This window comes from Paenisporosarcina sp. TG-14, from assembly GCF_000297555.1.
Taxonomy (GTDB): Bacteria; Bacillota; Bacilli; order Bacillales_A; family Planococcaceae; genus Paenisporosarcina; species Paenisporosarcina antarctica.
Window position 1 is genome coordinate 69,584 of sequence record NZ_AMGD01000039.1, and the last position, 25,358, is coordinate 94,941.

Here is a 25,358-nt window from a genome sequence, read left to right on the forward strand (position 1 = left end):
AAAAATTGACAGTCGTCAATGTAATTGGAGCAGGCCTTGCTGGAAGTGAAGCCGCGTGGCAAATCGCAAAAAAAGGTGTTCGAGTTCGATTATTCGAAATGAGACCAATCAAACAAACACCAGCTCACCATACGGACAAGTTCGCTGAGCTTGTTTGCTCAAATTCTTTACGTGCGAACACATTAACTAATGCAGTCGGCGTAATTAAAGAAGAAATGAGAATGTTAGATTCAGTAATTATGAAAGCAGCGGATCAATGTGCTGTTCCAGCAGGAGGAGCTCTCGCTGTTGACCGTCACGAGTTTGCGGGCTATGTAACTGAACATGTAAAAAATCATCCGCTGGTTGAAGTGTTTAATGAAGAAGTTACTGAAATTCCTGAAGGCATCACAATTATTGCCACGGGACCATTAACTACTCCATCTTTAGCAGAGAAAATTCAACAACTTACAGGTCAAGAATATTTATACTTTTATGATGCTGCAGCTCCAATCGTTGAAAAAGACAGCATCGATATGGATAAAGTGTATGTGAAATCTCGCTATGATAAAGGAGAAGCAGCTTACATTAATTGTCCAATGACAGAACAGCAATTTGACCGTTTCTATGATGCTCTTATTTCTGCCGAAGTCGTGCCGTTAAAAGAGTTTGAAAAAGAAATTTATTTCGAAGGATGTATGCCATTTGAAGTAATGGCTGAACGTGGGAAAAAGACGTTATTATTTGGACCAATGAAGCCAGTAGGTCTTGAAGATCCAAAGACTGGGAAAATCCCATATGCCGTAGTACAGCTTCGTCAAGATGATGCTGCGGGTACGTTGTATAACATTGTTGGTTTTCAGACACATTTAAAATGGGGTCCTCAAAAGGAAGTAGTGCAGTTAATTCCTGGTTTAGAAAATGTGGAAATTGTCCGATACGGTGTAATGCATCGCAACACATTTATTAATTCACCAAGAGTATTAAAATCAACGTATCAATTAAAAAATAATGATCAAGTGTTCTTTGCGGGACAAATGACAGGTGTAGAAGGATATGTTGAATCAGCTGGAAGTGGCTTGCTAGCAGGCATTAACGCTGCGAAATTAGCACTTGGGGAAGAGTTATTAGTGTTCCCAGAAGAAACAGCACTAGGTAGTATGGCTAGATACATTACTGAAGCAGATCCAAGGAACTTTCAACCAATGAATGTCAACTTTGGTTTATTTCCTAATTTACCACATCGCTATAAAACGAAAGAAAAGCGAGGGCAAAAACAAAGTGATCGAGCACTCGCGACAATTCGGAATTTTATGAATTCACATTCGATATAATTGCTGAAAGCCTCTAATTGTTGTTATAATTTAGAGGCTTTTTATTTTGTCTCTAATTTAAATTTACACGATTCATTTTTTATAGTGTTTTCCTAACAAGCTGTTTAAGTCAGTATCCAGCTCTGCTATAGAAACCGTTGATAACAGATATTCCAACGTCTGAATCAGTATATCTATGACTTCTACGCTTTTTAGTGTCATATAATAGGCTGAATGGTGCTTTACACTTAAATACAGGGGAGTGAAAACACAAATGTCTCCGTCAGAAGCATTAGCACAATTTAAAAGCTACATCCAACTTGAAAAAAATTATTCAGAACACACTGTTCGTGAATATGAATCAGATCTTCTCTACTTTTTCAGTTTTTTACAATCTGAAGGAATAAATAATCTACATGACGTCGAATACATCCACGCAAGACTTTATGTCACAAAGCTGTACGATGAATCTCTTTCGCGTACGTCTATTTCAAGAAAAATTTCTGCTATTCGCTCTTTCTTTAAGTTTGGTAACCGAGAATTCGGTTTAAAAGAAGAAGCCTTTCGTTCGTTATATCATCCAAAAAAAGAGGAACGACTTCCTCATTTTTTTTATGAAGAAGAATTACAACAAATATTTCAGGCAACCGAAGGCGAAGATCATATGTCACTTCGAAACCGAGCGATTCTGGAACTGTTGTATGCAACGGGGATTCGAGTGAGTGAACTAACGTCGTTAGAAGAATTCGATATTGATAAGCGTCTTGGCATATTACGTGTGATGGGCAAAGGTCGTAAAGAGAGATATATACCGTTTGGTCAATTTGCTCAAGATGCATTGGAACACTTTATGGACGAGGCACGTCCTAAGTTAATGAAACAATCTAAACACAACTTTGTTTTTACGAATATGCGTGGTCAACCATTGACGCCGCGCGGTGTAAGATATATACTGAGCGACTTGGTAAAGAAAGCGTCATTGCATACAAAAATCTATCCGCATATGTTGAGACATACATTTGCTACACATTTGCTAAACAATGGAGCAGACTTGCGAACAGTGCAAGAGTTGCTCGGGCACAGTCATTTATCTTCAACTCAAGTTTATACACATGTAACGAAAGAACATTTACGAAAAACTTATATGAATGCCCATCCTAGAGCATAATAAAGGGATGAGTTAAAGAGGGGTGAACATCTTGGGAGAAATACATGCAACCACGATATTTGCAGTTCAGCATAAAGGGAAATCTGCGATGGCTGGAGATGGTCAAGTTACGTTAGGCAATCAAGTCGTCATGAAACATACAGCAAAAAAAGTGAGACGTATTTACAACGGTCAGGTACTTGCAGGATTTGCAGGTTCCGTTGCTGATGCTTTTACTCTATTTGAAATGTTTGAAGCGAAATTGATGGAGTATGATGGCAACTTACAAAGAGCTGCTGTCGAACTTGCCCAACAATGGCGAGGTGACAAAATGTTACGTAGACTTGAAGCGATGTTGCTAGTTATGAATGAAGAGGCACTTTTATTAGTTTCTGGTACAGGTGAAGTGATTGAACCTGACGATGGCATTTTAGCTATTGGATCAGGTGGGAATTTTGCTTTAGCAGCTGGACGTGCGTTAAAACAATATGCTGGTGAAACAATGAATGCAAAAGAAATTGCAAAAGCAGCACTTACTACTGCAGCAGATATTTGTGTATTTACAAATCATCAAATTATTGTGGAGGCGTTAAACGAATGACTAAACAACAATTGACACCAAAACAAATAACTGAACATTTAGATCGTTTTATCGTCGGGCAAAAAGAAGCTAAAAAATCTGTCGCTGTAGCTTTACGTAATCGCTACCGTAGAAGTTTATTATCTGCAGAGATGAAAGATGAAGTTATACCTAAAAACATTCTTATGATTGGTCCTACTGGTGTGGGAAAAACGGAAATTGCGAGAAGAATTGCTAAGTTAACTAACGCACCATTTATTAAAGTAGAAGCAACTAAGTTTACAGAAGTAGGGTATGTAGGTCGTGACGTGGAATCCATGGTTCGCGACTTAACAGAAGCTGCCGTGCGAATTGTTAAGGAAGAAATGACTGAAGGAGTAAAAGGTCAAGCGGAGCGTTTAGCAAATGATGCAATCGTTCGACTACTGGTTCCTTCCCTAAAAAAGAAACATAATAATAATCAAAACCCATTTGAAATGCTATTTGGACAAAAGGCAGAACAAGATGAACCAGCAACTGATGACACGGATATTCGTTTAAAACGCTCTCAAATAACTGAAGATTTAAGAGATGGAAAGTTAGAAGACGAATGGGTAAATGTCGAAGTTACTGAACAGTCCCCATCTATGTTTGATGCATTCCAAGGTTCAGGTATGGAGAATATGGGGCAAAATATGCAAGATGCATTAGCAAACTTAATGCCAAAGAAAAAGAAGAAACGTCGCTTACAAGTCAAAGACGCTCGTCGAATCTTAACGATAGAAGAAGCGAATAAATTGATTGACTCAGATGAAGTGGCTCTAAAATCAGTTGAACGTGCAGAACAAACAGGCATTATATTTATTGATGAAATAGATAAGATTGCAAGTAAAGGTGGAAGTGGTTCTTCTGCAGATGTCTCGCGTGAAGGTGTGCAACGTGATATATTACCGATTGTAGAAGGATCTACAGTGCAAACGAAATATGGTGCTGTGAAGACAGATTATATGCTTTTTGTTGCTGCAGGAGCATTCCACTCTGCAAAACCGTCTGATTTAATTCCTGAACTACAAGGACGTTTCCCTGTTCGTGTGGAACTTGAAAAATTAACGAGGCATGATTTTGTTCGTATTTTAAAAGAACCAGATCATTCATTAATTCGTCAGTATAAAGCTTTACTTGAAACCGAAGGAGTTACACTCGATTTTACCGATGGAGCAATTGAGCGAATTGCTGAAATTGCAACGGAAGTAAATCAAGAAACCGATAACATTGGCGCACGACGTCTGCATACGATTTTAGAGAAATTATTAGAAGAGCTTTCTTTTGAAGCTTCTGAAATTTCACCCGCGCATATTGACATTACTTCGACATATGTCGACAAAAAACTCTTAAATATCGTAAAAAACAAAGATTTGTCACAATTTATCTTATAAATTGAATTTTATCTATATGCAAAACAATTAAAAACCTTTAGAATATTTAATAAATAGCTTCGAACATTATTAGGAGGAAACATTCATGAATTTATTAGGAAAAACAAGAAAGATTAATTCGATGCTTCAAGCATCAGCAGGTAAGCAAGTTAACTTTAAAGAAATGGCAACAACACTTAGCAGTGTTATCGAATGTAACGTGTTTATCCTTAGCCGTAAAGGTAAATTATTAGGATTTGAAATCAATCAACAAATTGAAAACGAACGTATGATTAAAATGATGGAAGAACGTCAATTCCCTGAAGAATATACAAAAAACCTTTTCAACGTAAATGAAACATCTTCTAACTTAGATGTTTTCAATCAACACTCTGTATTTCCAGTAGAAAATCGCGAATTATTCGAAGACGGTTTAACAACGATTGTTCCAATTATTGGTGGTGGGGATCGTTTAGGAACTTTAATTCTTGGACGTTTAAAAAATGAATTCCATGACGATGATCTAATCCTTGGTGAATATGGCGGTACTGTTGTTGGTATGGAAATTTTACGTGAGAAATCAGAACAAATTGAAGTTGAAGCTCGTACCAAAGCTATTGTTCAAATGGCTATTAACTCATTGTCTTACAGTGAACTTGAAGCAATTGAACACATTTTCGAAGAACTTGACGGTAACGAAGGCTTGCTTGTAGCTTCTAAAATTGCTGACCGCGTTGGAATTACACGGTCAGTAATCGTTAACGCTTTACGTAAATTAGAAAGTGCTGGTGTTATTGAATCTCGTTCTTTAGGAATGAAGGGAACATACATCAAAGTATTAAACAATAAATTCTTAAACGAATTAGCTCAACTTAAACTTAAATAAGTACAAGCTAAAACAACCACAAAGACCTTGGTCTTTGTGGTTGTTTTTTGTATTAGAACTACTAATGGCAGGGTGTTCAGGGATTTAGTACAAATGCATGTTTTGATTACTAGGTTGAGAGTGCTAGTATCTGCTAGTCAACTTGGCTAATGAGAAGAATTTAAAGAGTCCCTATCTATCGATTGTACAAAACTTATGACTCAAACTGAGGGGGTTATCGCTCAATCTGAAGCATTTTCGCTCATCACATCTTACGCTCTAGTTTTAGGCGCAGTCATTAAATGGGAGAACATTTATGGTTGCGTCTGCCGCGTATATTTTTATGTATAGTATATGTCACTTTTGGTGAAAATAAAAAAGCATAAAGAGGCCGAAATTGCATCTTCGTTCGAATATCTACTTAAAGGGACCATCGATTCTTTAGTTGACCAAACCATCATTCTTCTGTACGTCCAGGTAATAAGGTAGCGAAGGATGCACACCAGCTACAGGATGATCTAAGAAAAGAGGGTTGGGCGAAGTCACAAAGCGCAACCTTCTTTATTCTCTAAATCAAGGTGCATCAAAGGATGCGTATGAATAAGTTTGGAACTTTGTTGCGTCAGCGAATGCACACAGGATTTGACTCAGCATCAGCTTATAATTCGAACCTTTTCTTCTAATAAAGCTATGAGTTTATATAATTAATAAAATTTTCGAGTAAACACTTGCGAGGTTAATTTAATTATGGTATATTATCGAATGGTGTCATCACACACGCATTTGGATAGCGACAAGTGGTCCTTAATAGTATTTTGGTCTTGAGCGCTAGTTGAAGAATGCGGAGGAAAAAAACCATATCAGGAGGAAACAAAACATGTCAGTAATATCTATGAAACAATTACTCGAAGCAGGTGTCCATTTCGGTCACCAAACACGCCGTTGGAACCCGAAAATGAAAAAATTCATTTTTGTTGAACGTAACGGAATCTACATTATCGATCTTCAAAAAACGGTTAAAAAGTTAGAAGAAGCTTATGCATTCATGCGTCAAGTTGGTGCTGATGGTGGTAAAGTTCTTTTCGTTGGTACGAAAAAACAAGCACAAGAAGCAATCAAAGACGAAGCAGAACGCTCAGGTATGTACTATGTTAACCAACGTTGGTTGGGTGGTACGTTAACTAACTTTGGTACAATTCAAAAACGTGTTAATCGTTTAAAAGCTATCGAAAAAATGGAAGCAGACGGTACTTTCGAAGTACTTCCTAAAAAAGAAGTTGTTAAACTTAAAAAACAACACGAACGTCTAGTTAAATTCTTAGGCGGTATTCGCGATATGAAAGGTGTACCGGACGTAATGTTCATCGTAGACCCACGTAAAGAGCGTATTGCTGTTGCTGAAGCTATTAAATTAAACATTCCAATAGTTGGAATTGTTGATACTAACTGTGATCCAGATGAAATTGACTATATTATTCCTGCAAACGACGATGCTATCCGTGCCGTTAAATTATTAACTGGTAAAATGGCTGATGCGTTACTTGAGTCTAGACAAGGTGAAGAAGATTCTCCAGCTGAAGCTGCTGAGTAATTTCACGTATTTAAAAGGTGATAAGCGGCTAAACCCCTTATCGCCTTTTTTCGAGAAAAAGATATTAATTGAAATTTGATAGGAGGAAATAAAAATGGCAGTTACAGCACAAATGGTAAAAGAATTACGTCAAAAAACAGGCGTAGGTATGATGGATTGTAAAAAAGCGTTAGTTGAAACAAACGGTGATATCGAAGCGGCAATTGATTTCCTAAGAGAAAAAGGTCTTTCTAGCGCAGCTAAAAAAGCTGACCGTATTGCAGCAGAAGGTACAACTTCAATTTTAGTAAATGGCAATGAAGCTGTTTTACTTGAAGTGAATGCTGAAACGGATTTCGTATCAAAAAACCAAGGATTCCAAACATTAGTAAAAGAATTATCTGAACATTTATTAGCTACTAAACCTGCGTCAGTTGAAGAGGCTACTGCTTCTACAATGTCTAACGGTTTAAATGTTGCTGATTACATTTCAAATGCAATTGCAAAAATCGGTGAAAAAATCACATTACGTCGTTTTGTAGTTCATACAAAAACAGACAACGATGCTTTTGGTCCATATCTACATATGGGTGGGCGTATTGGTGTTCTTGTAACACTTGAAGGTTCTACTGATGCTCAAGCAGCTAAAGATGTAGCAATGCACATTGCAGCTTTAAATCCAAAATATATTTCTCGTGCCGAAGTTTCTGAAGATGAAGTTGACCGCGAACGTAAAGTGTTAACTGAGCAAGCTTTAAACGAAGGTAAACCAGAAAATATCGTAGCTAAAATGGTAGAAGGCCGTCTTGGTAAATATTTCGAAGACATTTGTTTACTTGATCAATCATTCGTTAAGAATTCAGATCAAAAAGTTAAAGATTTTGTGAAATCAACGGGTGGAACAGTTACTGATTTTGAACGTTATAGTGTTGGTGAAGGAATTGAAAAACGCCAAGATAACTTTGCAGAAGAAGTAATGAGCCAAGTTAACAAAGGCAACTAATGAAACTGAATTAAATAACTGATTAACTCTAGGGAGCACGAACTCGTGTTCTCTATTTTTCAAGAAAAAAGTGTAATGGAGGCTACCTATGAGTGCACCACAATACAAAAGAGTCGTTTTAAAATTAAGTGGAGAAGCTTTAGCTGGAGAACAAGGATTTGGTCTTTCCCCAGAAATTATTAAATCTGTTGCTGAACAAGTTAAAGAAGTTGTCGAGTTAGGTGTAGAAGTTGCTGTTGTCGTTGGCGGCGGAAACATCTGGCGTGGTAAAGTAGGTAGTGAAATGGGTATGGACCGAGCTACTGCGGACTATATGGGCATGCTAGCTACTGTTATGAATTCTTTAGCGTTACAAGATTCGCTTGAAAAGTCTGGCGTTCAAACCCGCGTTCAGTCATCAATTGAGATGAGACAAGTGGCAGAACCATATATTCGTAGAAAAGCGATTCGACATTTGGAGAAAAAAAGAGTTGTTATTTTTGCGGCTGGTACTGGAAATCCATACTTTTCTACAGATACAACAGCGGCTCTTCGTGCAGCAGAGATTGAAGCAGATATTATTTTAATGGGTAAAAATAATGTGGATGGTATTTATTCAGACGACCCTAAAACAAATAGTAAAGCTGTAAAATACGATACATTATCCTTCTTGGAAGTAATTCAACAAGGTTTACAAGTAATGGATTCTACTGCATCGACTCTATGTATGGACAATGATATTCCCCTCATAGTATTCTCGCTTATGGAAAAAGGAAATATAAAACGTGTTGTATTAGGTGAAAAAATTGGCACAATTGTTAGGAGGAATAAGTAATGTCAAAACAAGTAATTGATCACACAAAAGAAAGAATGTCAAAAGCGATTCAAGCGTTAAGTCGTGAACTGTCGACGATTCGTGCTGGTCGTGCAAGTTCATCGTTATTAGATAAAATATTTGTCGATTATTATGGCTCACCTACGCCCATTAATCAAATTGCTGGGATTGCAACACCTGAAGCGCGTATGTTAACGATTCAACCTTATGACAAGACAGCTCTTGGTGATATTGAAAAAGCGATACAAAAATCAGACCTTGGAATTTCACCAACGAATGATGGTACGCTTATACGTATTGCCATACCTGCATTGACAGAAGAACGTCGTAAAGACTTGGTGAAACTGGTTAAAAAAGAAGCAGAAGAAGCAAAAGTTGGTATTCGTAATATTCGTCGTGATGCAAATGATGAATTAAAAAAATTAGAGAAAAAAAATGAAATCACAGAAGATGGTTTACGTGGATTCTCTGAAAATGTGCAAAAGTTAACAGATGATCATATTGTACTAATTGATCAAGTTGCGAAAGACAAAGAAAAAGAAATTTTAGAAGTGTAAACGTTTGAACTTTTTTTCTATAAAGACGTTCCTATACAATAGGAACGTCTTTTTTTACTTGAATGAAGAAAATCTCGTCATTTTTTGATATGATGAGAGAGACAACATTCCGATAAGTGCGTAAAGTGGAGGACTTAACATGTTACATAAACTCATTCGGAGAAAAGCCGAACGACAAAATCAATCACTGGTGGAACGAATTTCGCGTTCCAAAAAAGAGTGTATTCCATCTCACATTGCCATTATCATGGATGGCAACGGGAGATGGGCTAAAAAACGTGCTCTTCCTCGAGTTGCTGGTCATCATGAGGGGATGAAAACGGTTCGTAAAATTACACGACTTGCTAATGACTTAGGTGTACGTGCCCTAACTGTGTATGCATTTTCTACTGAGAATTGGAAACGGCCAAAGCTTGAAGTGGACTTCATTATGCGCTTACCTGAGGAGTTTTTAGGTACGTATCTTCCAGAGCTAATTGAGCAAAATGTCAAAGTGATCATGATGGGTGAAAATGATACCCTGCCTCGATACACGCAAAATGCTATACGCAAAGCAATGGAAGCAACAAAAGAAAACACAGGATTAGTACTAAATTTTGCTTTAAACTATGGAAGCCGTGCAGAGATAACGCAAGCCATGCAGCAAATTGCGCAACAAGTACAAGAAGGAACACTTACATATAGTGATGTAAATGAAGAATTAATCTCGCAACATTTAATGACTTGTGATTTACCAGAACCGGACTTACTCATTCGTACCAGTGGAGAAGTCCGCCTTAGCAACTTTATGTTGTGGCAACTGGCGTATACAGAGTTTTGGTTTACTGAAACTTTATGGCCAGATTTTGATGAAAGTTGCTTACTAGATGCAATAGATAGTTATCAAAACCGAAATCGTCGTTACGGAGGATTGAAGGGAGAAGACACAAATTGAAACAACGTATGATTACAGGAGTGATCGCCGCCGGACTATTCATTCCAATAGTTGTACTAGGCGGTCTTCCATTTACACTGCTCGTTTATGCTATGGCAGCAGTAGGACTATTTGAAATCTTACGAATGAAAGGTCTTTCGATTTTTTCAGTTCATGGATTTATCTCGTTATTCGCCTTATTTATCTTTTTAATACCAAGCAAATGGTCCATTCTATTAGTAGAAACTACGGGGTATACCAAAATAGATTTCGCACTTATGGCTGTACTTTTATTACTGACGTATACTGTAGTTGTAAAAAACCGTTTTACATTTGAAGATGCTGCATTTTCCATTTTAGCGGCATTGTATGTTGGAATAGGATTTTTCTATTTCATAGAGACTCGTTTAGTGGAAAATGGCCTTCAATTTGTTATTTTTGCGTTATTAATCATATGGACGACGGATTCAGGAGCATATTTTACAGGTAAAAAATTCGGTAAAAATAAATTATGGCCTGAAATTTCTCCTAATAAAACCATTGAAGGATTTTATGGAGGAATTGCTGTAGCTATTATTTTTGCAGTCATTTTCCAATGGATTTCACCAATTAGTTCATCGTATACCGTTCTTATTGTAGTGACGATTTTAGCTTCAGTCTTTGGGCAAGTTGGTGATTTAGTTGAGTCAGCACTTAAACGTCATTACAATGTAAAAGACTCAGGTAATTTGTTGCCTGGACATGGTGGGGTTTTAGACAGATTTGATAGCTTATTATTTGTGTTACCACTTCTACATTTCTTGCATTTTGTTGGTTAAGGGGTTTTATTAATTATGACAAAGAATATTAGTTTATTAGGAGCAACAGGGTCGATTGGTATTCAAACAATTGACATCATAAGAGAACATCCACAAGAATTTAAACTAGTGGCCTTTTCTGCGGGACGCAATGTAGAAAAAGCAAGGGAAATTATTCTGGAATTTGCACCTACACTTGTATCAGTTCAAGAAGAAAATGATGCAATTCTCCTAAAAAAGGAATTTCCGAGTATTGAACTTGCATATGGTAGCAAAGGGTTGATTGACGTCGCTACACACCCCGATGCTTCCGTACTAGTCAATGCTGTATTGGGTAGTATTGGATTAGAATCAACTTTAGAGGCGATTAAACAACAAAAAACGATTGCACTAGCGAATAAAGAAACACTCGTAACTGCTGGACATCTTGTCATGGCTGCAGCGGAGAAATACAATGCAATAATTTTGCCGGTTGATAGTGAGCATTCAGCACTATTTCAATCAATGAATGGGGAAAAAAGAAGCCAAGTTAGTCGATTAATATTAACTGCCTCTGGTGGAAGCTTCCGAGATCGTACAAGAAGTGAGCTTAAAAACGTAACGATTCAAGACGCTCTAAACCATCCCAACTGGTCGATGGGAGCTAAAATTACAATTGACTCAGCAACGATGATGAACAAAGGATTAGAAGTAATCGAAGCACAAGTATTATTTGATATGCCTTACGATGATATTGATGTAGTGCTACATAGAGAAAGTATCATTCACTCAATGGTTGAATTCCAAGATACGAGTGTAATGGCACAACTAGGAACACCCGATATGCGAGTGCCCATTCAATATGCATTATCTTATCCTGATAGACTGCCTAGAAAACAGGCAAAACGTTTAAATCTTGTTGAAATAGGCAAACTTCATTTTGAAGAGATGGACTTCAAACGTTTTCATGCATTGCAACTTGCTTATGATGCAGGTCGAGCAGGTGGTTCGATGACAACGGTATTAAATGCTGCAAATGAAGCAGCGGTTGCTTTATTTTTAAATGGGGATATAACATTCTTGAAAATAGAAGACTGTATTGAGCGTGTAATGGACAAACATACGGTTATAAACATGCCTGATTTAGAAATGATTTTACACGTTGATGCTAATACGAGAAAAGCTGTTCAAAACATGGTAAAATATTAAAAGATTGATGACAGCAATATGCTGTAAAAAAGGTGGGACTATATGGATACAACCATTGCTTTTATCTTGATATTTGGTTCACTTGTATTTTTTCATGAACTTGGTCACTTTATTTTTGCCAAAAGAGCAGGAATTATGGTTCGAGAATTTGCAGTAGGCTTTGGACCGAAAATAGTAGCGATTACAAAAGGCGAAACTCTTTATACGCTTCGTTTACTACCACTGGGTGGTTATGTGCGAATGGCTGGTGAAGATATGGATTCGGTTGAATTGCAACCCGGATTCCGAGTAGGATTAGTTTTAAACTCAAAGGAACAAGTTATCAAAATCGTTTTAAATCAAAATAAACAACAACAAGATATGTTGTTTTTGGAAACAGAACGCGCTGATTTGGAAAAAGGACTTTGGATTGAAGGCTATGATGAAGAAGAACGATTAGTAAGATACAGTGTTTCTCGAAAAGCGGTTATTACTGAGAATGGCAAAGATACACTAATTGCTCCGTATGATCGTCAGTTTAATTCGAAATCACTTATAAAACGTGCAATGACAATTTTTGCCGGTCCATTGTTTAACTTTATATTAGCGTTTTTCATCTTTTTAACGATTGGTTTAATACAAGGAATTCCAACTTATGAACCTATTATTACAGGCGTGAATGAAGATAGTCCTGCCCTTGAAGCAGGAATGCAAAAAGGTGATTTAGTAACAAAAATCGGTGAAGAAAAAATCGCTACATGGCAAGATCTTGCTTCAAAAATACAAGCAAGTGCAGGGCAACCTTTAACATTTGAATTCGTTCGAGATGGTGAAGTGATTCAGTCATCTATCACACCAAAAGCCATCGAACAAAATGGAGAGACTTTTGGACAGATTGGTGTTTCATATGAAAGTCCAGTAGAAAAAAACCCATTGAAAGCAGTTGCTTATGGTGCAGAACAAACTGTAACTTGGATGGTTAAGATTTTTGAACTACTTGGAATGTTAATAACTGGTCAATTTACGATAGATGCATTGTCTGGACCAGTAGGGATTTATAAAGCAACTGAAGAAGTTGCTCAATATGGGATTTTTAACTTAATGAATTGGGCAGCAATTTTAAGTATTAACTTAGGAATTATGAATTTACTTCCATTACCAGCTCTTGATGGTGGTCGCTTGTTATTCTTCTTGTTTGAAGCAATAAGAGGGAGACCAATCGATCGTCAAAAAGAAGGTATGGTCCATTTCGTAGGAATTATGTTACTAATGGTTCTAATGGTCGTAGTTACTTGGAATGATATACAACGGTTTTTCTTTTAACTAAAATACGTATTTGTTTGAGGAGCATACTTACTTATGAAACAAAGTCTTACATTCATCCCTACACTTCGTGAAACTCCTGCTGATGCAGACGTAAAGTCTCATCAGCTGCTCCTTCGAGCAGGGTTTATTCGTCAAAATACAAGCGGCATTTATTCATTTTTACCTCTTGGAAAACGTGTGCTACATAAAGTAGAAACCATTGTTAGAGAAGAGATGGATGCCATAAACGGTGTCGAGGTATTAATGCCTGCGATGCAACAAGCAGAGCTGTGGCAAGAAACTGGACGATGGTATTCTTACGGACCTGAATTAATGCGATTAAGAGATAGACATAATCGTGAATTTGCTTTAGGTGCAACACATGAAGAAGTTATCACTTCATTATTGCGTGATGAAATCAAGTCTTATAAAAAACTACCTTTAACTTTGTATCAAATTCAAACAAAATTCCGTGATGAAAAACGACCTCGTTTTGGCTTACTTCGTGGCCGCGAATTTCTTATGAAAGATGCCTATTCTTTCCATGCAACTCGAGAAAGTTTAGATCAAACATATGAAGATATGGTTCGAGCATATACAAATATTTTCTCGCGTCTAGGTTTAAACTTCCGTGCGGTAATTGCAGATTCCGGAGCTATCGGTGGGAAAGATACTCATGAATTTATGGTGCTTTCTGAGATAGGTGAAGATACCATTGCATATTCGGATGCATCCGAATATGCTGCTAACATTGAAATGGCTGAAGTGAAAGTATCCTATGAAACGCCAACTGAAGAAGTTAAAGAAGTCCAAAAAGTAGAGACTCCAGATCAAAAAACGATTGAGCAAGTAGCTACATTCTTAAATGTTGAAGCACAACAATGTATAAAAACACTAGTCTTTAAAGTAGATGAAGAATTAGTGTTGGTATTGTCACGTGGTGATCACGAAGTCAATGACATTAAAGTGAAAAATGCATTACAAGCAAAAGTAGTGGAGTTTGCAACTGAAGAAGAGATTCAAACCTTACTAAAATGCGAAGTTGGTTCACTTGGACCTGTTAATCTTCCGGATGGTGTAAAAGTAATTGCGGATCATGCAGTTGCTGCAATTCGTAACGGAGTATGTGGAGCAAATGTTGCTGGTTTCCATTTAATGAATGTTAATCCTGAACGTGACTTTGTGGTAAATCAATATGAAGACTTACGTTTTATCATGGAGGGGGATCCTTCTCCAGACGGAAAAGGAACAATTCTTTTTGCTAAAGGAATTGAAGTGGGGCACGTCTTTAAACTTGGGACTACTTACTCAGAGCCAATGAACGGTAAGTTCTTAGATAATAATGGTCGCTCGCAGCCATATATTATGGGATGTTATGGTATTGGTATTTCTCGTGTAATGGCTGCAGTCGCAGAGCAGTTCCAAGATGATAAAGGTTTCATTTGGCCAAGTGTAGTCGCGCCTTATGATGTACATTTAGTACCCGTTAATATGAAAGATGATGCTCAAGTAGCTCTTTCAGATGATTTATATAAAGTATTAAAATCAAATCGCTTCGATGTGTTATATGATGACCGTCCCGAACGTGCGGGGGTTAAATTTGCTGATTCAGATTTGATTGGATTACCAATTCGAATTACGGTTGGTAAAAAGGCAGTAGAAGGTTTAGTCGAAGTGAAAATCAGAAAAACTGGTGAAACATTTGAATGGAAAAATGAAGAGATACTTGACCATCTACAAACTTTCTTTTCGTCTCTAAACAATTGAATCAAAAGGAAGACCTTGAAATTGGGTCTTCCTTTCTTTTTCTTAATTCTGAAAGGAGACATAGCTTATGAGTAACGAGCAAGATGCCAAAAGCAGATTACAATTATTGTTACAGCAGTTAGAACTTACTACTGATGAACAGCAACTTCATTTTGAAGAAGCTTCTTTAAATCGTTTGACTGTACATAAGAAAGAACGTGTATGGCGTTTTACAATTCAAGTTGAGAAAATCCTGCCCTTTAATATGTTTCAGTTGTTTAACATGCGCTTACGAGAAAAATTCGCGGGCATTGCGGATATTAAATTAACACTTACATGCGCCCATCCACAAGTCCATGCAGAAACAATCGCAGCCTATTGGCCATTTATTTTACAAGAAATTGCCGACATGTCACCACCACTAAGAAATCGATTGCAATCACAAATGCCATCATTTAATGGACAAACTATCCTCTTTACATGTGAACATGAAATTGAATTCCAAACATTAAAAAATAAATATGCTACTAAAATTTCAGATGTTTACTCTTCATATGGGTTTCCTGTTTTTCCAATTGATTTTAAATTAATCGAGGAAAAGGCTGAGCTTGTAGAAGAGCAACAAGCTTTTATGGAGCAACGGAAAAAAGAAGAAGATGAGCTTGGAAGAAAAGCGTTAGCAGATATGCAAAAACGTGAAAAAGAGCGTCAAGCAAATCCAGGTGCAACATTGAATGGACCATTCCAACTTGGAACTCCAATTAAAGCAAACGAACCAGTTATTGAAATTCAGCAAATCCAGGATGAAGAGCGTCGTATTACTATTGAAGGTTATGTATTCGATGTTGAAGTCAGAGAACTACGTAGTGGTCGTTCTTTATTAACGGTCAAAGTTACAGATTACACTGACTCGATTCTTGTTAAAATGTTCTCGCGAGATAAAGAGGATGCTGAGCTCATGGGCTTACTTAAAAAAGGGACATGGTTAAAAGTTCGCGGTTCTGTTCAAAATGACACGTTTGTACGTGACTTGATTGTCATGGCACAAGATATCATGGAAATTAAAGTGGATTCTAGAAAAGATACAGCTCCAAAGGATGAAAAGCGAATTGAATTGCATTTACATACTCCGATGAGCCAAATGGATGCAGTATCTTCAGTTGATGCATTAGTAAGTCAAGCGGCAAAGTGGGGGCACCCTGCAGTAGCCATTACGGATCATGCAGTTGTACAATCTTTTCCAGATGCATATGCAGCTGGGAAAAAGTATGGAATTAAAATTATTTATGGTTTAGAAATATATATGGTGAATGATGGTGTACCTATTGCTTATGAGGAAGAGCATCGTGCATTAGCAGATGCAACTTATGTCGTTTTTGACGTTGAAACGACAGGACTGTCTGCCGTATATGACACCATCATCGAGCTAGCTGCTGTGAAAATAAAAGATGGCCAAGAAATAGACAGATTTGAAAGATTTGTAAATCCACACCATGCGTTATCTGCAACAACCATAAATTTAACAGGTATTACGGATGATATGGTAAGAAATGCACCAGACATTGAAGAAGTGATTAAACAATTCCATGACTGGATTGGAGACAGCATTTTGGTCGCCCACAATGCTTCATTTGATATGGGATTCTTGTATGTCGGATATAAAAAATGTGGACTAGAAAAAACGATTCACCCAGTCATTGATACACTGGAATTGTCTCGCTTTTTGCATCCAGAAATGAAAAACCACCGCTTAAACACGATGGCAAAAAAATTCAATATTGATCTTACTCAGCATCACCGAGCGATTTATGATGCTGAAGCAACAGGGTATTTACTTTTAAATTTATTAAAACAAGCCGAAGAAAAAAACATTCACTATCATGATGAATTTAATCACCAAACAGGCAATGTAGATTCATACAAGAGAGCTCGTCCAATACACTGCACGCTATTGGCGACAGATTTGACGGGTTTAAAAAACTTATTTAAACTTGTGTCTTCTTCTCATATGAATACATTTTTCCGTATTCCACGCATCCCCCGTTCCGTTTTAGTTAAACACCGTAAAGGGCTATTAATTGGATCTGGTTGCGAAAAAGGAGAAGTATTTCAGGGATTAATGCAAAAATCTCCAGAAGAAGTTGAAGAAATTGCGAAGTTCTATGATTATTTAGAAGTTCAGCCAAAAGAAGTTTATGCACATTTAATTGAACTCGAACTTGTGCGCGATGAATGGAATCTTGAAGATATTATTCGGAAAATGATTAAACTCGGAAAAAAATTAGCACTTCCTGTTGTGGCTACTGGAAACGTTCATTATGTAAATGAAAATGATGCGATTTTCAGACAAATTTTAATTGGGGGTCAAGGTGGAGCCAATCCGCTAAACCGTCATAAGTTACCGAAAGTCCATTTCCGAACCACGAATGAGATGTTAGATGCATTTGCCTTTTTAGGAGAAGAAACAGCGAAGCAAATCGTAGTGGAAAATAGTCATAAAATATCAGAGAGAATTGAAGAAATAAAACCGATTAAAGACGATTTATATACACCTAAGATTGAAGGATCTGATGAAGAAGTTCGCTTGATGAGCTATGATATGGCCAAACAAATTTATGGAGAAACTCTTCCTGAAATTGTTGAAGCGCGAATTGAAAAAGAACTAACATCAATTATTGGGCACGGATTTGCAGTTATATATTTGATTTCTCACAAATTAGTTAAAAAATCTTTAAATGATGGATATTTAGTAGGGTCACGTGGTTCTGTAGGTTCTTCACTTGTGGCAACGCTTATGGAAATTACAGAAGTAAACCCATTGCCTCCACATTATATTTGTCCATCTTGTCAACATGCTGAATTCTTTGATGATGGATCCGTGAGTTCGGGATTTGATCTACCAAATAAAATCTGTACAAAATGTGAAACGCCATACAAAAAAGATGGACAGGATATTCCGTTTGAGACGTTCCTTGGTTTTAAAGGAGACAAAGTTCCCGATATTGATTTAAATTTTAGTGGAGAATATCAGTCTATTGCGCATAACTATACGAAAGTTCTTTTTGGTGAAGATAATGTATACAGGGCAGGTACGATTGGTACTGTTGCTGAGAAGACAGCTTATGGTTATGTTCGAGGTTACGCGGACGATCATAACTTAACGATGCGTGGTGCAGAAATTGATCGGCTCGTTCAAGGATGTTCTGGGGTCAAACGCTCTACTGGTCAACATCCGGGTGGAATAATCGTTGTACCAGACTATATGGATATTTTCGATTTCTCGCCAATTCAATACCCTGCGGATGCGCAAGACTCTGAGTGGAAAACGACACACTTTGATTTCCATTCTATTCACGATAATTTATTGAAACTAGATATTCTTGGACATGATGATCCAACAGTCATTCGGATGTTACAAGATTTATCAGGTATCGATCCAAAAACGATTCCAACAGATGATGTTGAAGTCATGAAAATTTATAGCGGAACTGAATCACTTGGGGTCACACAAGAACAGATTGGATGCAAGACAGGTACTTTAGGGATTCCAGAGTTTGGTACACGTTTCGTTCGTCAAATGTTAGAAGAAACGAAACCGTCAACATTCTCTGAGCTTGTTCAAATTTCAGGTTTATCTCATGGGACAGATGTATGGCTAGGAAATGCACAAGAACTTATTCAAAATGGTACATGTCAATTATCCGATGTAATTGGTTGTCGAGATGATATTATGGTCTATTTAATTTATCAAGGTCTAGAACCGTCACTCGCATTTAAAATCATGGAATCCGTGCGTAAAGGGAAAGGCTTAACTCCTGAGTTTGAAGCCGATATGCGTTTAAACGAAGTACCTGAATGGTATATAGATGCATGTAAAAAGATTAAATATATGTTTCCAAAGGCCCATGCGGCAGCATATGTATTAATGGCCGTTCGTATTGCATACTTCAAAGTTCACTTTCCAATCCTGTATTATGCAGCGTACTTTACTGTTCGCGCAGCGGACTTTGACTTGCACGCTATGACAAAAGGTTCTGCATCAATTCGTGCAAAAATAGACGAAATTAATGCCAAAGGTTTGGATGCCGCGCCAAAAGAAAAAAGCTTACTTACAGTAATGGAAATTGCTCTTGAAATGTGTGAACGCGGATACCACTTTAAAAAAGTCGACTTATATGAATCAAAAGCAACGGAATTTGTAATAGAAGGTAAGGGATTAATACCTCCTTTCAATGCTATTCCTGGCTTAGGAACAAATGTGGCGAAAACAATTGTTGAAGCTCGTAAAAATGGTGAGTTTCTTTCTAAAGAAGATTTAGGACAGCGAGGACGTGTTTCTAAGACGTTACTTGAGTACATGAATTTACTCGGTTGTTTAGATGGAATGCCAGATGCAAATCAATTGTCACTGTTCTAGATGTAATTTGCACTGTGAGTGTTCGTATGGTATGATTTCTATAACAAGTTGTTGATAGATTTATGGCCAAAGAGTGGGATTTCCCACTCTTTTCTGTTTGTTATGTCGAAAATAAGTTGTGGCGGGAGGCATGTATGAGCATTATATTAAAAGAAATTGAAAAGCTTGTAACGCCCATTGTTGAAGAACTAAATCTAGAACTAGTAGATACAGAGTTCGTAAAAGAAGGTCGTAATTGGTTTTTACGTATTTATGTAGATACACAACAAGGTGGCATTGACATTGAACATTGTGCACTTGTAAGTGAACGACTAAGTGAAATGTTAGATGCAGAAGATCCAATCGAACAAAACTACTTTTTAGAAGTTTCCTCACCAGGGGCTGAACGCCCATTGAAAAAAGAGAGTGATTACCAACGAGCAATTGGTCAATATATTCATGTGAAAACTTACGAGGCTGTAAATGGTTTAAAAGAATTTGAAGGAATCTTAACTGCTTATAACGAACAAGGTTTAGAAATAGATGTTCGGATAAAAACGAGAAAAATCAAAGTTCAACTTGCAAAAGAGAAAGTTGCCTTCGCTCGTTTAGCGATCAATTTCTCAGCATAATGTGAATGTAGGAGTGAAATGAAATGGCAAAGGCAAAGGCTAAGTCAAAGTCAAAGGCAAATGCAAATGAGTTGCTAGATGCTTTAATAGCTCTTGAAAAACAAAAAGGAATTTCACGAGATGTCTTAATTGAAGCGATTGAAGCGGCGCTTGTTACAGCGTATAAACGTAATTTTAACCAAGCACAAAATGTCCGTGTGGATCTGAATATGGACAAAGGAACAATGCTAGTATTTTCACGCAAAGATGTAGTGGAAGATGTATTAGACGAACGTCTACATATTTCATTGGAAGCAGCAAAAATAATAAATCCAGCGTTTGAACTTGGTGACATTGTGGAGGAGGAAGTAACGCCTAGAAACTTTGGCCGTATCGCTGCACAAACTGCTAAACAAGTTGTGACACAACGTGTCCGCGAAGCAGAGCGGGGTATGATTTATGAAGAATATGTTGACCGTGAAGAAGACATTGTAAATGGTATTGTTGAACGTTTAGATGCTCGTAATATTTATGTGGGACTTGGAAAAGTTGAAGCGGTGCTACCCGTCAATGAACAAATTCTAACTGAAACATACCATCCTCATGAACGCATTAAAGTGTTTATTACCAAAGTAGAACGCTCAACAAGAGGGCCGCAAGTATTTGTTTCACGCACGCATCCAGGATTACTTCGTCGTTTGTTTGAAATGGAAGTTCCTGAAATTTATGATGGCATCGTGGAAATTAAATCAATAGCTCGTGAAGCTGGCGATCGATCTAAGATTTCAGTTGTTGCTCATAATGAAGATGTAGATCCAGTAGGTTCATGTGTAGGTGCAAAAGGCTCACGTGTGCAAACAATCGTAAACGAGTTAAATGGAGAAAAAATTGATATAGTAGAGTGGTCTGAAGATCCTGCGATTTTTGTTGCAAATGCGCTTAGCCCATCTAAAGTGTTGGATGTGCAAGTAAATGAAGAAGGAAAATCGACGACTGTAGTAGTACCAGATTATCAATTATCGTTAGCAATTGGTAAACGTGGTCAAAATGCACGTTTAGCTGCTAAATTGACTGGATGGAAAATTGATATTAAGAGTGAAACAGATGCTCGTGAACTTGGTATTTATCCTTCAACTTATTCCTCTGAAAACGAAGATAACATAGATGAAGAGTACGAAGAAAATAGTGAAGATAACTTTGATTTATACAAAAACGAAGAATAAACGAAGAGGTGAATTTTGATGTCTAGTCAAAAGAAAATACCTTTAAGAAAATGCGTTGCAACAGGTGAAATGTTTCCTAAAAAAGAAATGATTCGAATTGTGCGGTCAAAAGAAGGCGAAGTTTCGGTCGACTTATCTGGTAAAAAGTCTGGTCGTGGTGCATATGTTTCTAAAACTAAACAAGCTGTTGAAATCGCGAAAAAACGCAAAGTCCTAGATAACCAATTAGAAACAAAAATACCAGAGAGCATTTTTGATGAATTGTTAACTGTGATTGAAAGAGAGAAAATGAAATGAAACAAAAGCAACAAATTTTACAACTTCTCGGACTAGCTGTGCGTGCAAGAATGTTGATTTCTGGTGAAGAACTAGTGGTCAAAGATATTCGTAATAACCGTGCAAAACTAGTTATTATATCAACAGATGCTTCAGATAACACAATGAAAAAAATTCAAGATAAATGCAATTCTTACAACGTTGAGCTACATGTATTCGGTGATCGTTCAGATCTCGGACATGCAACAGGAAAAGCGGAACGAGTGGTACTCGCAATTAATGACCAAGGTTTCGCAAAAAAACTGATTGAACTTCTCAACGAATTTAACCGGGGGTGACCTAATGACCAAATTACGGGTTCATGAATATGCAAAACAAATTAATAAAACAAGTAAAGAAGTTATTGATCAATTAACTAAACTAGAAGTAAATGTAACAAATCATATGTCGACATTAGAAGGAGACGCTGTTTCTAAATTAGACTCTGTCTATAAAAAAACAACAACGACTTCAACTCCAAAACCGGCAACTCAGGGTAACAATGTTACACAAGGTACTCGTCCGCAAAGTACTGGGTATCAAGGTAACAAACCACAAGGTACTCGTCCACAAGGGAGTGGCTATCAAGGTAATAAACCGCAAGGAGATCGTCCTGGGTACCAAGGTAACAAGCCACAAGGAGATCGTCCACAGGGTAGTGGGTATCAGGGGAATCGTCCTCAAGGGCAAGGTACTGGCTATCAAGGTAACAAACCACAAGGAGATCGTCCGCAAGGCAGTGGCTACCAAGGTAACAAGCCACAAGGAGATCGTCCACAAGGCAGTGGGTATCAAGGTAACAAGCCGCAAGGAGATCGTCCACAAGGCGGTGGGTATCAAGGTAACCGTACTCAAGGTAGCAGTTCTCAAGCCAACCGTCCGCAAACAACTGGTCCAAAACCACCAGTAGGTCAAAGTCGTGGTGTAACGAGTACTAGTACTCCATCACGTGATAAGCAAAAACCTGTGACAACAACTTCTGGTGAAGGTCGCAAGCAAGAACAAGGAGCACAGACGAAAGAAAAGAACTTTGGTCCAAATCGTGCTCCGGGTTCATCATTCCGTCCAGGTGGTGGAGGAAATCACCGTCCAGGAACTGGTAACCGTGCTGGTGGAAGAAACAAAGGGAAACAAAATCGTCAACCAGTTGCACCGCCAGTACCGAAAAAAGAAAAAGAATTACCAGAGAAAATCACTTTCTATGAATCATTATCAGTTGGCGAACTAGCGAAAAAATTAGGTAGAGAACCGTCTGAAATTATTAAAAAATTATTCTTGCTTGGTGTTATGGCAACAATTAACCAAGAATTAGATAAAGATGCAATTGAATTAATTTGTACAGACTATGGTGTTGAAGTTGAAGAAGAAATTCGTGTTGATATTTCGGATTTAGAAGGATATTTCGAATCTGAACAAGAAGTACAAGGTGTTCAAAAAGAACGTCCACCTGTTGTAACCATTATGGGTCACGTTGACCATGGTAAAACAACTCTTCTAGACTCTATTCGTCATACGAAAGTAACTGCTGGCGAAGCTGGCGGGATTACACAACATATTGGAGCTTACCAAGTTGTGGAAAACGGTAAGAAAATCACGTTCTTAGATACACCTGGTCACGCAGCATTTACAACAATGCGTGCACGTGGAGCAAAAGTAACTGATATTACGATTTTGGTAGTCGCAGCAGATGATGGTGTTATGCCTCAAACAGTTGAAGCGATTAACCATGCAAAAGCCGCAGAAGTGCCAATTATTGTAGCAGTGAATAAAATGGATAAGCAAGGTGCTAATCCTGAACGCGTAATGCAGGAATTAACTGAACACGGATTAGTTTCTGAAGAATGGGGAGGAGAAACAATTTTCGCTCCTATCTCAGCACTAAAAGGTGACGGTATTGATAACTTGTTAGAAATGATTCTATTAGTTTCAGAAGTAGCTGAGCTAAAAGCAGACTCTAGTCGTCGTGCAATAGGGACAGTGATTGAAGCTCAACTTGATAAAGGACGTGGCTCAGTTGCTACACTTCTAATACAAGACGGAACACTTAAAGTTGGAGATCCAATTGTAGTTGGTCATACTTATGGTCGAGTACGTGCGATGGTCAACGATTTAGGACGTCGCGTTAAAGAAGCAGGTCCAAGTACACCTGTTGAAATTACTGGTTTAAATGATGTACCACAAGCTGGAGATCGTTTTGTAGTCTTTGCAGATGAGAAAACGGCTCGTCAAGTAGGGGAATCACGTGCATCTACCGCAATACAAGCACAACGTTCAGAAAAAACTCGTGTAACTCTTGAAAACTTATTTGACCAAATGAAACAAGGTGAAATGAAAGAGTTAAACCTTATTGTTAAAGCTGACGTTCAAGGTGCTGTAGAAGCTATGGCTGCTTCTCTAATGAAACTTGAAGTTGAAGGCGTAAATGTACGAATTATTCACACTGGTGCTGGTGCGATTACAGAATCTGATATCTCACTTGCAGCTGCTTCAAATGCAATTGTTATTGGATTTAATGTGCGACCAGATATCAATGCAAAACGTGCAGCAGAAGCTGAAGGAGTAGACATTCGTTTACACCGCATTATATATAAAGTAATTGAAGAAATTGAAGCTGCAATGACTGGCTTACTTGATCCTGAGTTCCGAGAAAAAATCATTGGTCAAGCTGAAGTACGTGAAACATTTAAAGTTACGAAAATCGGAACAATTGCTGGAAGTTATGTAATTGAAGGTAAAATTGCCCGAGATAGTGGCGTACGTGTCATTCGTGACAGCATTGTCGTATTTGAAGGTGAATTAGATTCACTTAAACGTTTCAAAGATGATGCAAAAGAAGTTGCAAAAGGGTATGAATGTGGGATAACTGTGAAAAACTATCATGATGTCAAAGAAGGCGACATTATTGAATCGTTCGTAATGGAAGAGATCAAACGCAAATGATTTCGTATGCGGAGTGTGAATTCATCATTCCGACGTCCCATTCGTTAAAAGAGAAGCGCGCTGTCCTGCAGCGCATGCTTACTCGAACGAAGCAAAAGTTTAACATATCGATTTCTGAAATAGACCATCAAGATAAATGGCAAAGGACGCGTATTGCGATTGTCTGTGTAGCTTCTTCAAGCGATGCAAGCGACCGTGAACTCACCCACGCAATTAATTACTTGGAGTCTAATCCAGAGTGGGAAAGAACGGAAACTATCCGTGAACATTTATAGATAGAACAGAGGTGAAGCCATCATGGCGAATCGCTCAAATCGAGTAGCAGAACAAATGAAAAAAGAATTAGGCGAAATAATCGCTCGTAAACTAAAAGACCCCCGTATTGGGTTTGTCACAGTAACAGATGTAGAAGTTACTGGTGATTTACAACAAGCAACTGTCTTTATTACCGTTCTCGGTGACGATAAAAAACGTCGCGAAACGTTAAAAGGTTTAGTGCAAGCTAAAGGATTTATCCGTACCGAAATCGGTCAAAGAATTAGATTACGTAAGACACCAGAACTTATGTTTGAACTTGACAAGTCTTTCGATTACGGAAATAAGATCGATAACCTTCTTAAACAAATCAAAACTGAAGAAGTTGAGGTTGAAGAAACCGAAACTGATTTAGTGGAGATTGAAGAAATCAAAACTGAAGAAATTAAATAACCAAAAGAAGTCTGC

The 25,358-nt window shown here is 37.7% G+C and carries 22 protein-coding genes; all 22 read left to right on the forward strand.

Translation table 11 applies throughout. The features are described 5' to 3' along the window. The first annotated feature begins 5 nt into the window (after positions 1 to 5). The 22 genes from trmFO to rbfA all read left to right on the forward strand — a co-directional run bounded on the left by trmFO (position 6) and on the right by rbfA (position 25,343). Positions 6 to 1,313: an FADH(2)-oxidizing methylenetetrahydrofolate--tRNA-(uracil(54)-C(5))-methyltransferase TrmFO gene (gene trmFO, locus C406_RS0111865; RefSeq protein WP_017380849.1), complete on the forward strand. Its 1,308-nt coding sequence runs from the start codon at positions 6 to 8 to the stop codon at positions 1,311 to 1,313. A gap of 253 nt (positions 1,314 to 1,566) precedes the next feature. After that, positions 1,567 to 2,460: a tyrosine recombinase XerC gene (xerC, locus tag C406_RS0111870; protein ID WP_017380850.1), complete on the forward strand. Its 894-nt coding sequence runs from the start codon at positions 1,567 to 1,569 to the stop codon at positions 2,458 to 2,460. A 31-nt stretch (positions 2,461 to 2,491) separates the two neighbouring features. Continuing rightward, positions 2,492 to 3,040: an ATP-dependent protease subunit HslV gene (hslV, locus tag C406_RS0111875; protein ID WP_017380851.1), complete on the forward strand. Its 549-nt coding sequence runs from the start codon at positions 2,492 to 2,494 to the stop codon at positions 3,038 to 3,040. Beyond that, positions 3,037 to 4,434, forward strand: a complete 1,398-nt coding sequence (gene hslU / locus C406_RS0111880) for an ATP-dependent protease ATPase subunit HslU (protein ID WP_017380852.1) — start codon at positions 3,037 to 3,039, stop codon at positions 4,432 to 4,434. The genes hslV and hslU overlap by 4 nt, the downstream gene beginning before the upstream one ends. Before the next feature lie 85 nt (positions 4,435 to 4,519). Next, entirely contained in the window at positions 4,520 to 5,299 is a 780-nt protein-coding gene (gene codY / locus C406_RS0111885; RefSeq protein ID WP_017380853.1) for a GTP-sensing pleiotropic transcriptional regulator CodY, read from the forward strand. Positions 5,300 to 6,155: 856 nt separating this feature from the next. Then, the gene (rpsB, locus tag C406_RS0111890; RefSeq protein WP_017380854.1) at positions 6,156 to 6,869 is read left to right on the forward strand and encodes a 30S ribosomal protein S2; all 714 of its coding nucleotides are present in this window, start codon (positions 6,156 to 6,158) and stop codon (positions 6,867 to 6,869) included. Between the two features lie 94 nt (positions 6,870 to 6,963). Continuing rightward, positions 6,964 to 7,851, forward strand: coding sequence for a translation elongation factor Ts (gene tsf, locus C406_RS0111895; protein ID WP_017380855.1), 888 nt, complete (start codon positions 6,964 to 6,966; stop codon positions 7,849 to 7,851). Between the two features lie 88 nt (positions 7,852 to 7,939). Further along, positions 7,940 to 8,665, forward strand: coding sequence for a UMP kinase (gene pyrH / locus C406_RS0111900; RefSeq protein ID WP_017380856.1), 726 nt, complete (start codon positions 7,940 to 7,942; stop codon positions 8,663 to 8,665). Continuing rightward, positions 8,665 to 9,222, forward strand: coding sequence for a ribosome recycling factor (gene frr / locus C406_RS0111905; protein WP_017380857.1), 558 nt, complete (start codon positions 8,665 to 8,667; stop codon positions 9,220 to 9,222). The genes pyrH and frr overlap by 1 nt, the downstream gene beginning before the upstream one ends. A 139-nt stretch (positions 9,223 to 9,361) precedes the next feature. Further along, a complete protein-coding gene (locus C406_RS0111910) occupies positions 9,362 to 10,156 on the forward strand; it encodes an isoprenyl transferase (RefSeq protein ID WP_017380858.1) in 795 nt (264 codons plus the stop codon). Next, positions 10,153 to 10,953, forward strand: a complete 801-nt coding sequence (locus C406_RS0111915) for a phosphatidate cytidylyltransferase (protein ID WP_017380859.1) — start codon at positions 10,153 to 10,155, stop codon at positions 10,951 to 10,953. The genes C406_RS0111910 and C406_RS0111915 overlap by 4 nt, the downstream gene beginning before the upstream one ends. Before the next feature lie 15 nt (positions 10,954 to 10,968). Next, positions 10,969 to 12,120 (forward strand): 1-deoxy-D-xylulose-5-phosphate reductoisomerase, encoded by a 1,152-nt coding sequence (dxr, locus tag C406_RS0111920; RefSeq protein ID WP_017380860.1) that lies wholly within the window; start codon positions 10,969 to 10,971, stop codon positions 12,118 to 12,120. A gap of 42 nt (positions 12,121 to 12,162) precedes the next feature. Beyond that, positions 12,163 to 13,422, forward strand: a complete 1,260-nt coding sequence (gene rseP / locus C406_RS0111925) for an RIP metalloprotease RseP (RefSeq protein ID WP_017380861.1) — start codon at positions 12,163 to 12,165, stop codon at positions 13,420 to 13,422. Between the two features lie 36 nt (positions 13,423 to 13,458). Next, entirely contained in the window at positions 13,459 to 15,171 is a 1,713-nt protein-coding gene (locus tag C406_RS0111930; RefSeq protein WP_017380862.1) for a proline--tRNA ligase, read from the forward strand. Between the two features lie 67 nt (positions 15,172 to 15,238). Then, the gene (locus C406_RS0111935) at positions 15,239 to 19,567 is read left to right on the forward strand and encodes a PolC-type DNA polymerase III (protein WP_017380863.1); all 4,329 of its coding nucleotides are present in this window, start codon (positions 15,239 to 15,241) and stop codon (positions 19,565 to 19,567) included. A gap of 134 nt (positions 19,568 to 19,701) precedes the next feature. Next, entirely contained in the window at positions 19,702 to 20,178 is a 477-nt protein-coding gene (gene rimP, locus C406_RS0111940) for a ribosome maturation factor RimP (RefSeq protein ID WP_017380864.1), read from the forward strand. Positions 20,179 to 20,201: 23 nt separating this feature from the next. Then, positions 20,202 to 21,380, forward strand: coding sequence for a transcription termination factor NusA (nusA, locus tag C406_RS0111945; protein WP_017380865.1), 1,179 nt, complete (start codon positions 20,202 to 20,204; stop codon positions 21,378 to 21,380). A gap of 18 nt (positions 21,381 to 21,398) precedes the next feature. Further along, the gene (rnpM, locus tag C406_RS0111950) at positions 21,399 to 21,677 is read left to right on the forward strand and encodes an RNase P modulator RnpM (protein WP_017380866.1); all 279 of its coding nucleotides are present in this window, start codon (positions 21,399 to 21,401) and stop codon (positions 21,675 to 21,677) included. Continuing rightward, a complete protein-coding gene (locus C406_RS0111955) occupies positions 21,674 to 21,994 on the forward strand; it encodes a YlxQ family RNA-binding protein (RefSeq protein ID WP_017380867.1) in 321 nt (106 codons plus the stop codon). The genes rnpM and C406_RS0111955 overlap by 4 nt, the downstream gene beginning before the upstream one ends. 4 nt (positions 21,995 to 21,998) lie before the next feature. Continuing rightward, positions 21,999 to 24,635, forward strand: a complete 2,637-nt coding sequence (infB, locus tag C406_RS0111960) for a translation initiation factor IF-2 (protein ID WP_017380868.1) — start codon at positions 21,999 to 22,001, stop codon at positions 24,633 to 24,635. Then, positions 24,632 to 24,910 carry a DUF503 domain-containing protein gene (locus C406_RS0111965; protein WP_017380869.1) on the forward strand — a complete coding sequence of 93 codons (279 nt, stop codon included), beginning with the start codon at positions 24,632 to 24,634 and terminating at the stop codon, positions 24,908 to 24,910. Before infB ends, C406_RS0111965 begins: the two co-directional genes overlap by 4 nt. A gap of 22 nt (positions 24,911 to 24,932) precedes the next feature. Next, on the forward strand, positions 24,933 to 25,343 hold the full coding sequence (gene rbfA, locus C406_RS0111970) for a 30S ribosome-binding factor RbfA (RefSeq protein WP_017380870.1): 411 nt from the start codon (positions 24,933 to 24,935) through the stop codon (positions 25,341 to 25,343). Positions 25,344 to 25,358: the final 15 nt, after the last annotated feature.

Coding starts and splice junctions, on each gene's coding strand:
- xerC (WP_017380850.1), top strand. CDS start 1,567: ATGTCTCCGTCAGAAGCATTAGCACAATTTAAAAGCTACATCCAACTT.
- hslU (WP_017380852.1), top strand. CDS start 3,037: ATGACTAAACAACAATTGACACCAAAACAAATAACTGAACATTTAGAT.
- codY (WP_017380853.1), top strand. CDS start 4,520: ATGAATTTATTAGGAAAAACAAGAAAGATTAATTCGATGCTTCAAGCA.
- rpsB (WP_017380854.1), top strand. CDS start 6,156: ATGTCAGTAATATCTATGAAACAATTACTCGAAGCAGGTGTCCATTTC.
- tsf (WP_017380855.1), top strand. CDS start 6,964: ATGGCAGTTACAGCACAAATGGTAAAAGAATTACGTCAAAAAACAGGC.
- pyrH (WP_017380856.1), top strand. CDS start 7,940: ATGAGTGCACCACAATACAAAAGAGTCGTTTTAAAATTAAGTGGAGAA.
- frr (WP_017380857.1), top strand. CDS start 8,665: ATGTCAAAACAAGTAATTGATCACACAAAAGAAAGAATGTCAAAAGCG.
- C406_RS0111910 (WP_017380858.1), top strand. CDS start 9,362: ATGTTACATAAACTCATTCGGAGAAAAGCCGAACGACAAAATCAATCA.
- dxr (WP_017380860.1), top strand. CDS start 10,969: ATGACAAAGAATATTAGTTTATTAGGAGCAACAGGGTCGATTGGTATT.
- rseP (WP_017380861.1), top strand. CDS start 12,163: ATGGATACAACCATTGCTTTTATCTTGATATTTGGTTCACTTGTATTT.
- C406_RS0111930 (WP_017380862.1), top strand. CDS start 13,459: ATGAAACAAAGTCTTACATTCATCCCTACACTTCGTGAAACTCCTGCT.
- C406_RS0111935 (WP_017380863.1), top strand. CDS start 15,239: ATGAGTAACGAGCAAGATGCCAAAAGCAGATTACAATTATTGTTACAG.
- rimP (WP_017380864.1), top strand. CDS start 19,702: ATGAGCATTATATTAAAAGAAATTGAAAAGCTTGTAACGCCCATTGTT.
- nusA (WP_017380865.1), top strand. CDS start 20,202: ATGGCAAAGGCAAAGGCTAAGTCAAAGTCAAAGGCAAATGCAAATGAG.
- rnpM (WP_017380866.1), top strand. CDS start 21,399: ATGTCTAGTCAAAAGAAAATACCTTTAAGAAAATGCGTTGCAACAGGT.
- C406_RS0111955 (WP_017380867.1), top strand. CDS start 21,674: ATGAAACAAAAGCAACAAATTTTACAACTTCTCGGACTAGCTGTGCGT.
- infB (WP_017380868.1), top strand. CDS start 21,999: ATGACCAAATTACGGGTTCATGAATATGCAAAACAAATTAATAAAACA.
- C406_RS0111965 (WP_017380869.1), top strand. CDS start 24,632: ATGATTTCGTATGCGGAGTGTGAATTCATCATTCCGACGTCCCATTCG.
- rbfA (WP_017380870.1), top strand. CDS start 24,933: ATGGCGAATCGCTCAAATCGAGTAGCAGAACAAATGAAAAAAGAATTA.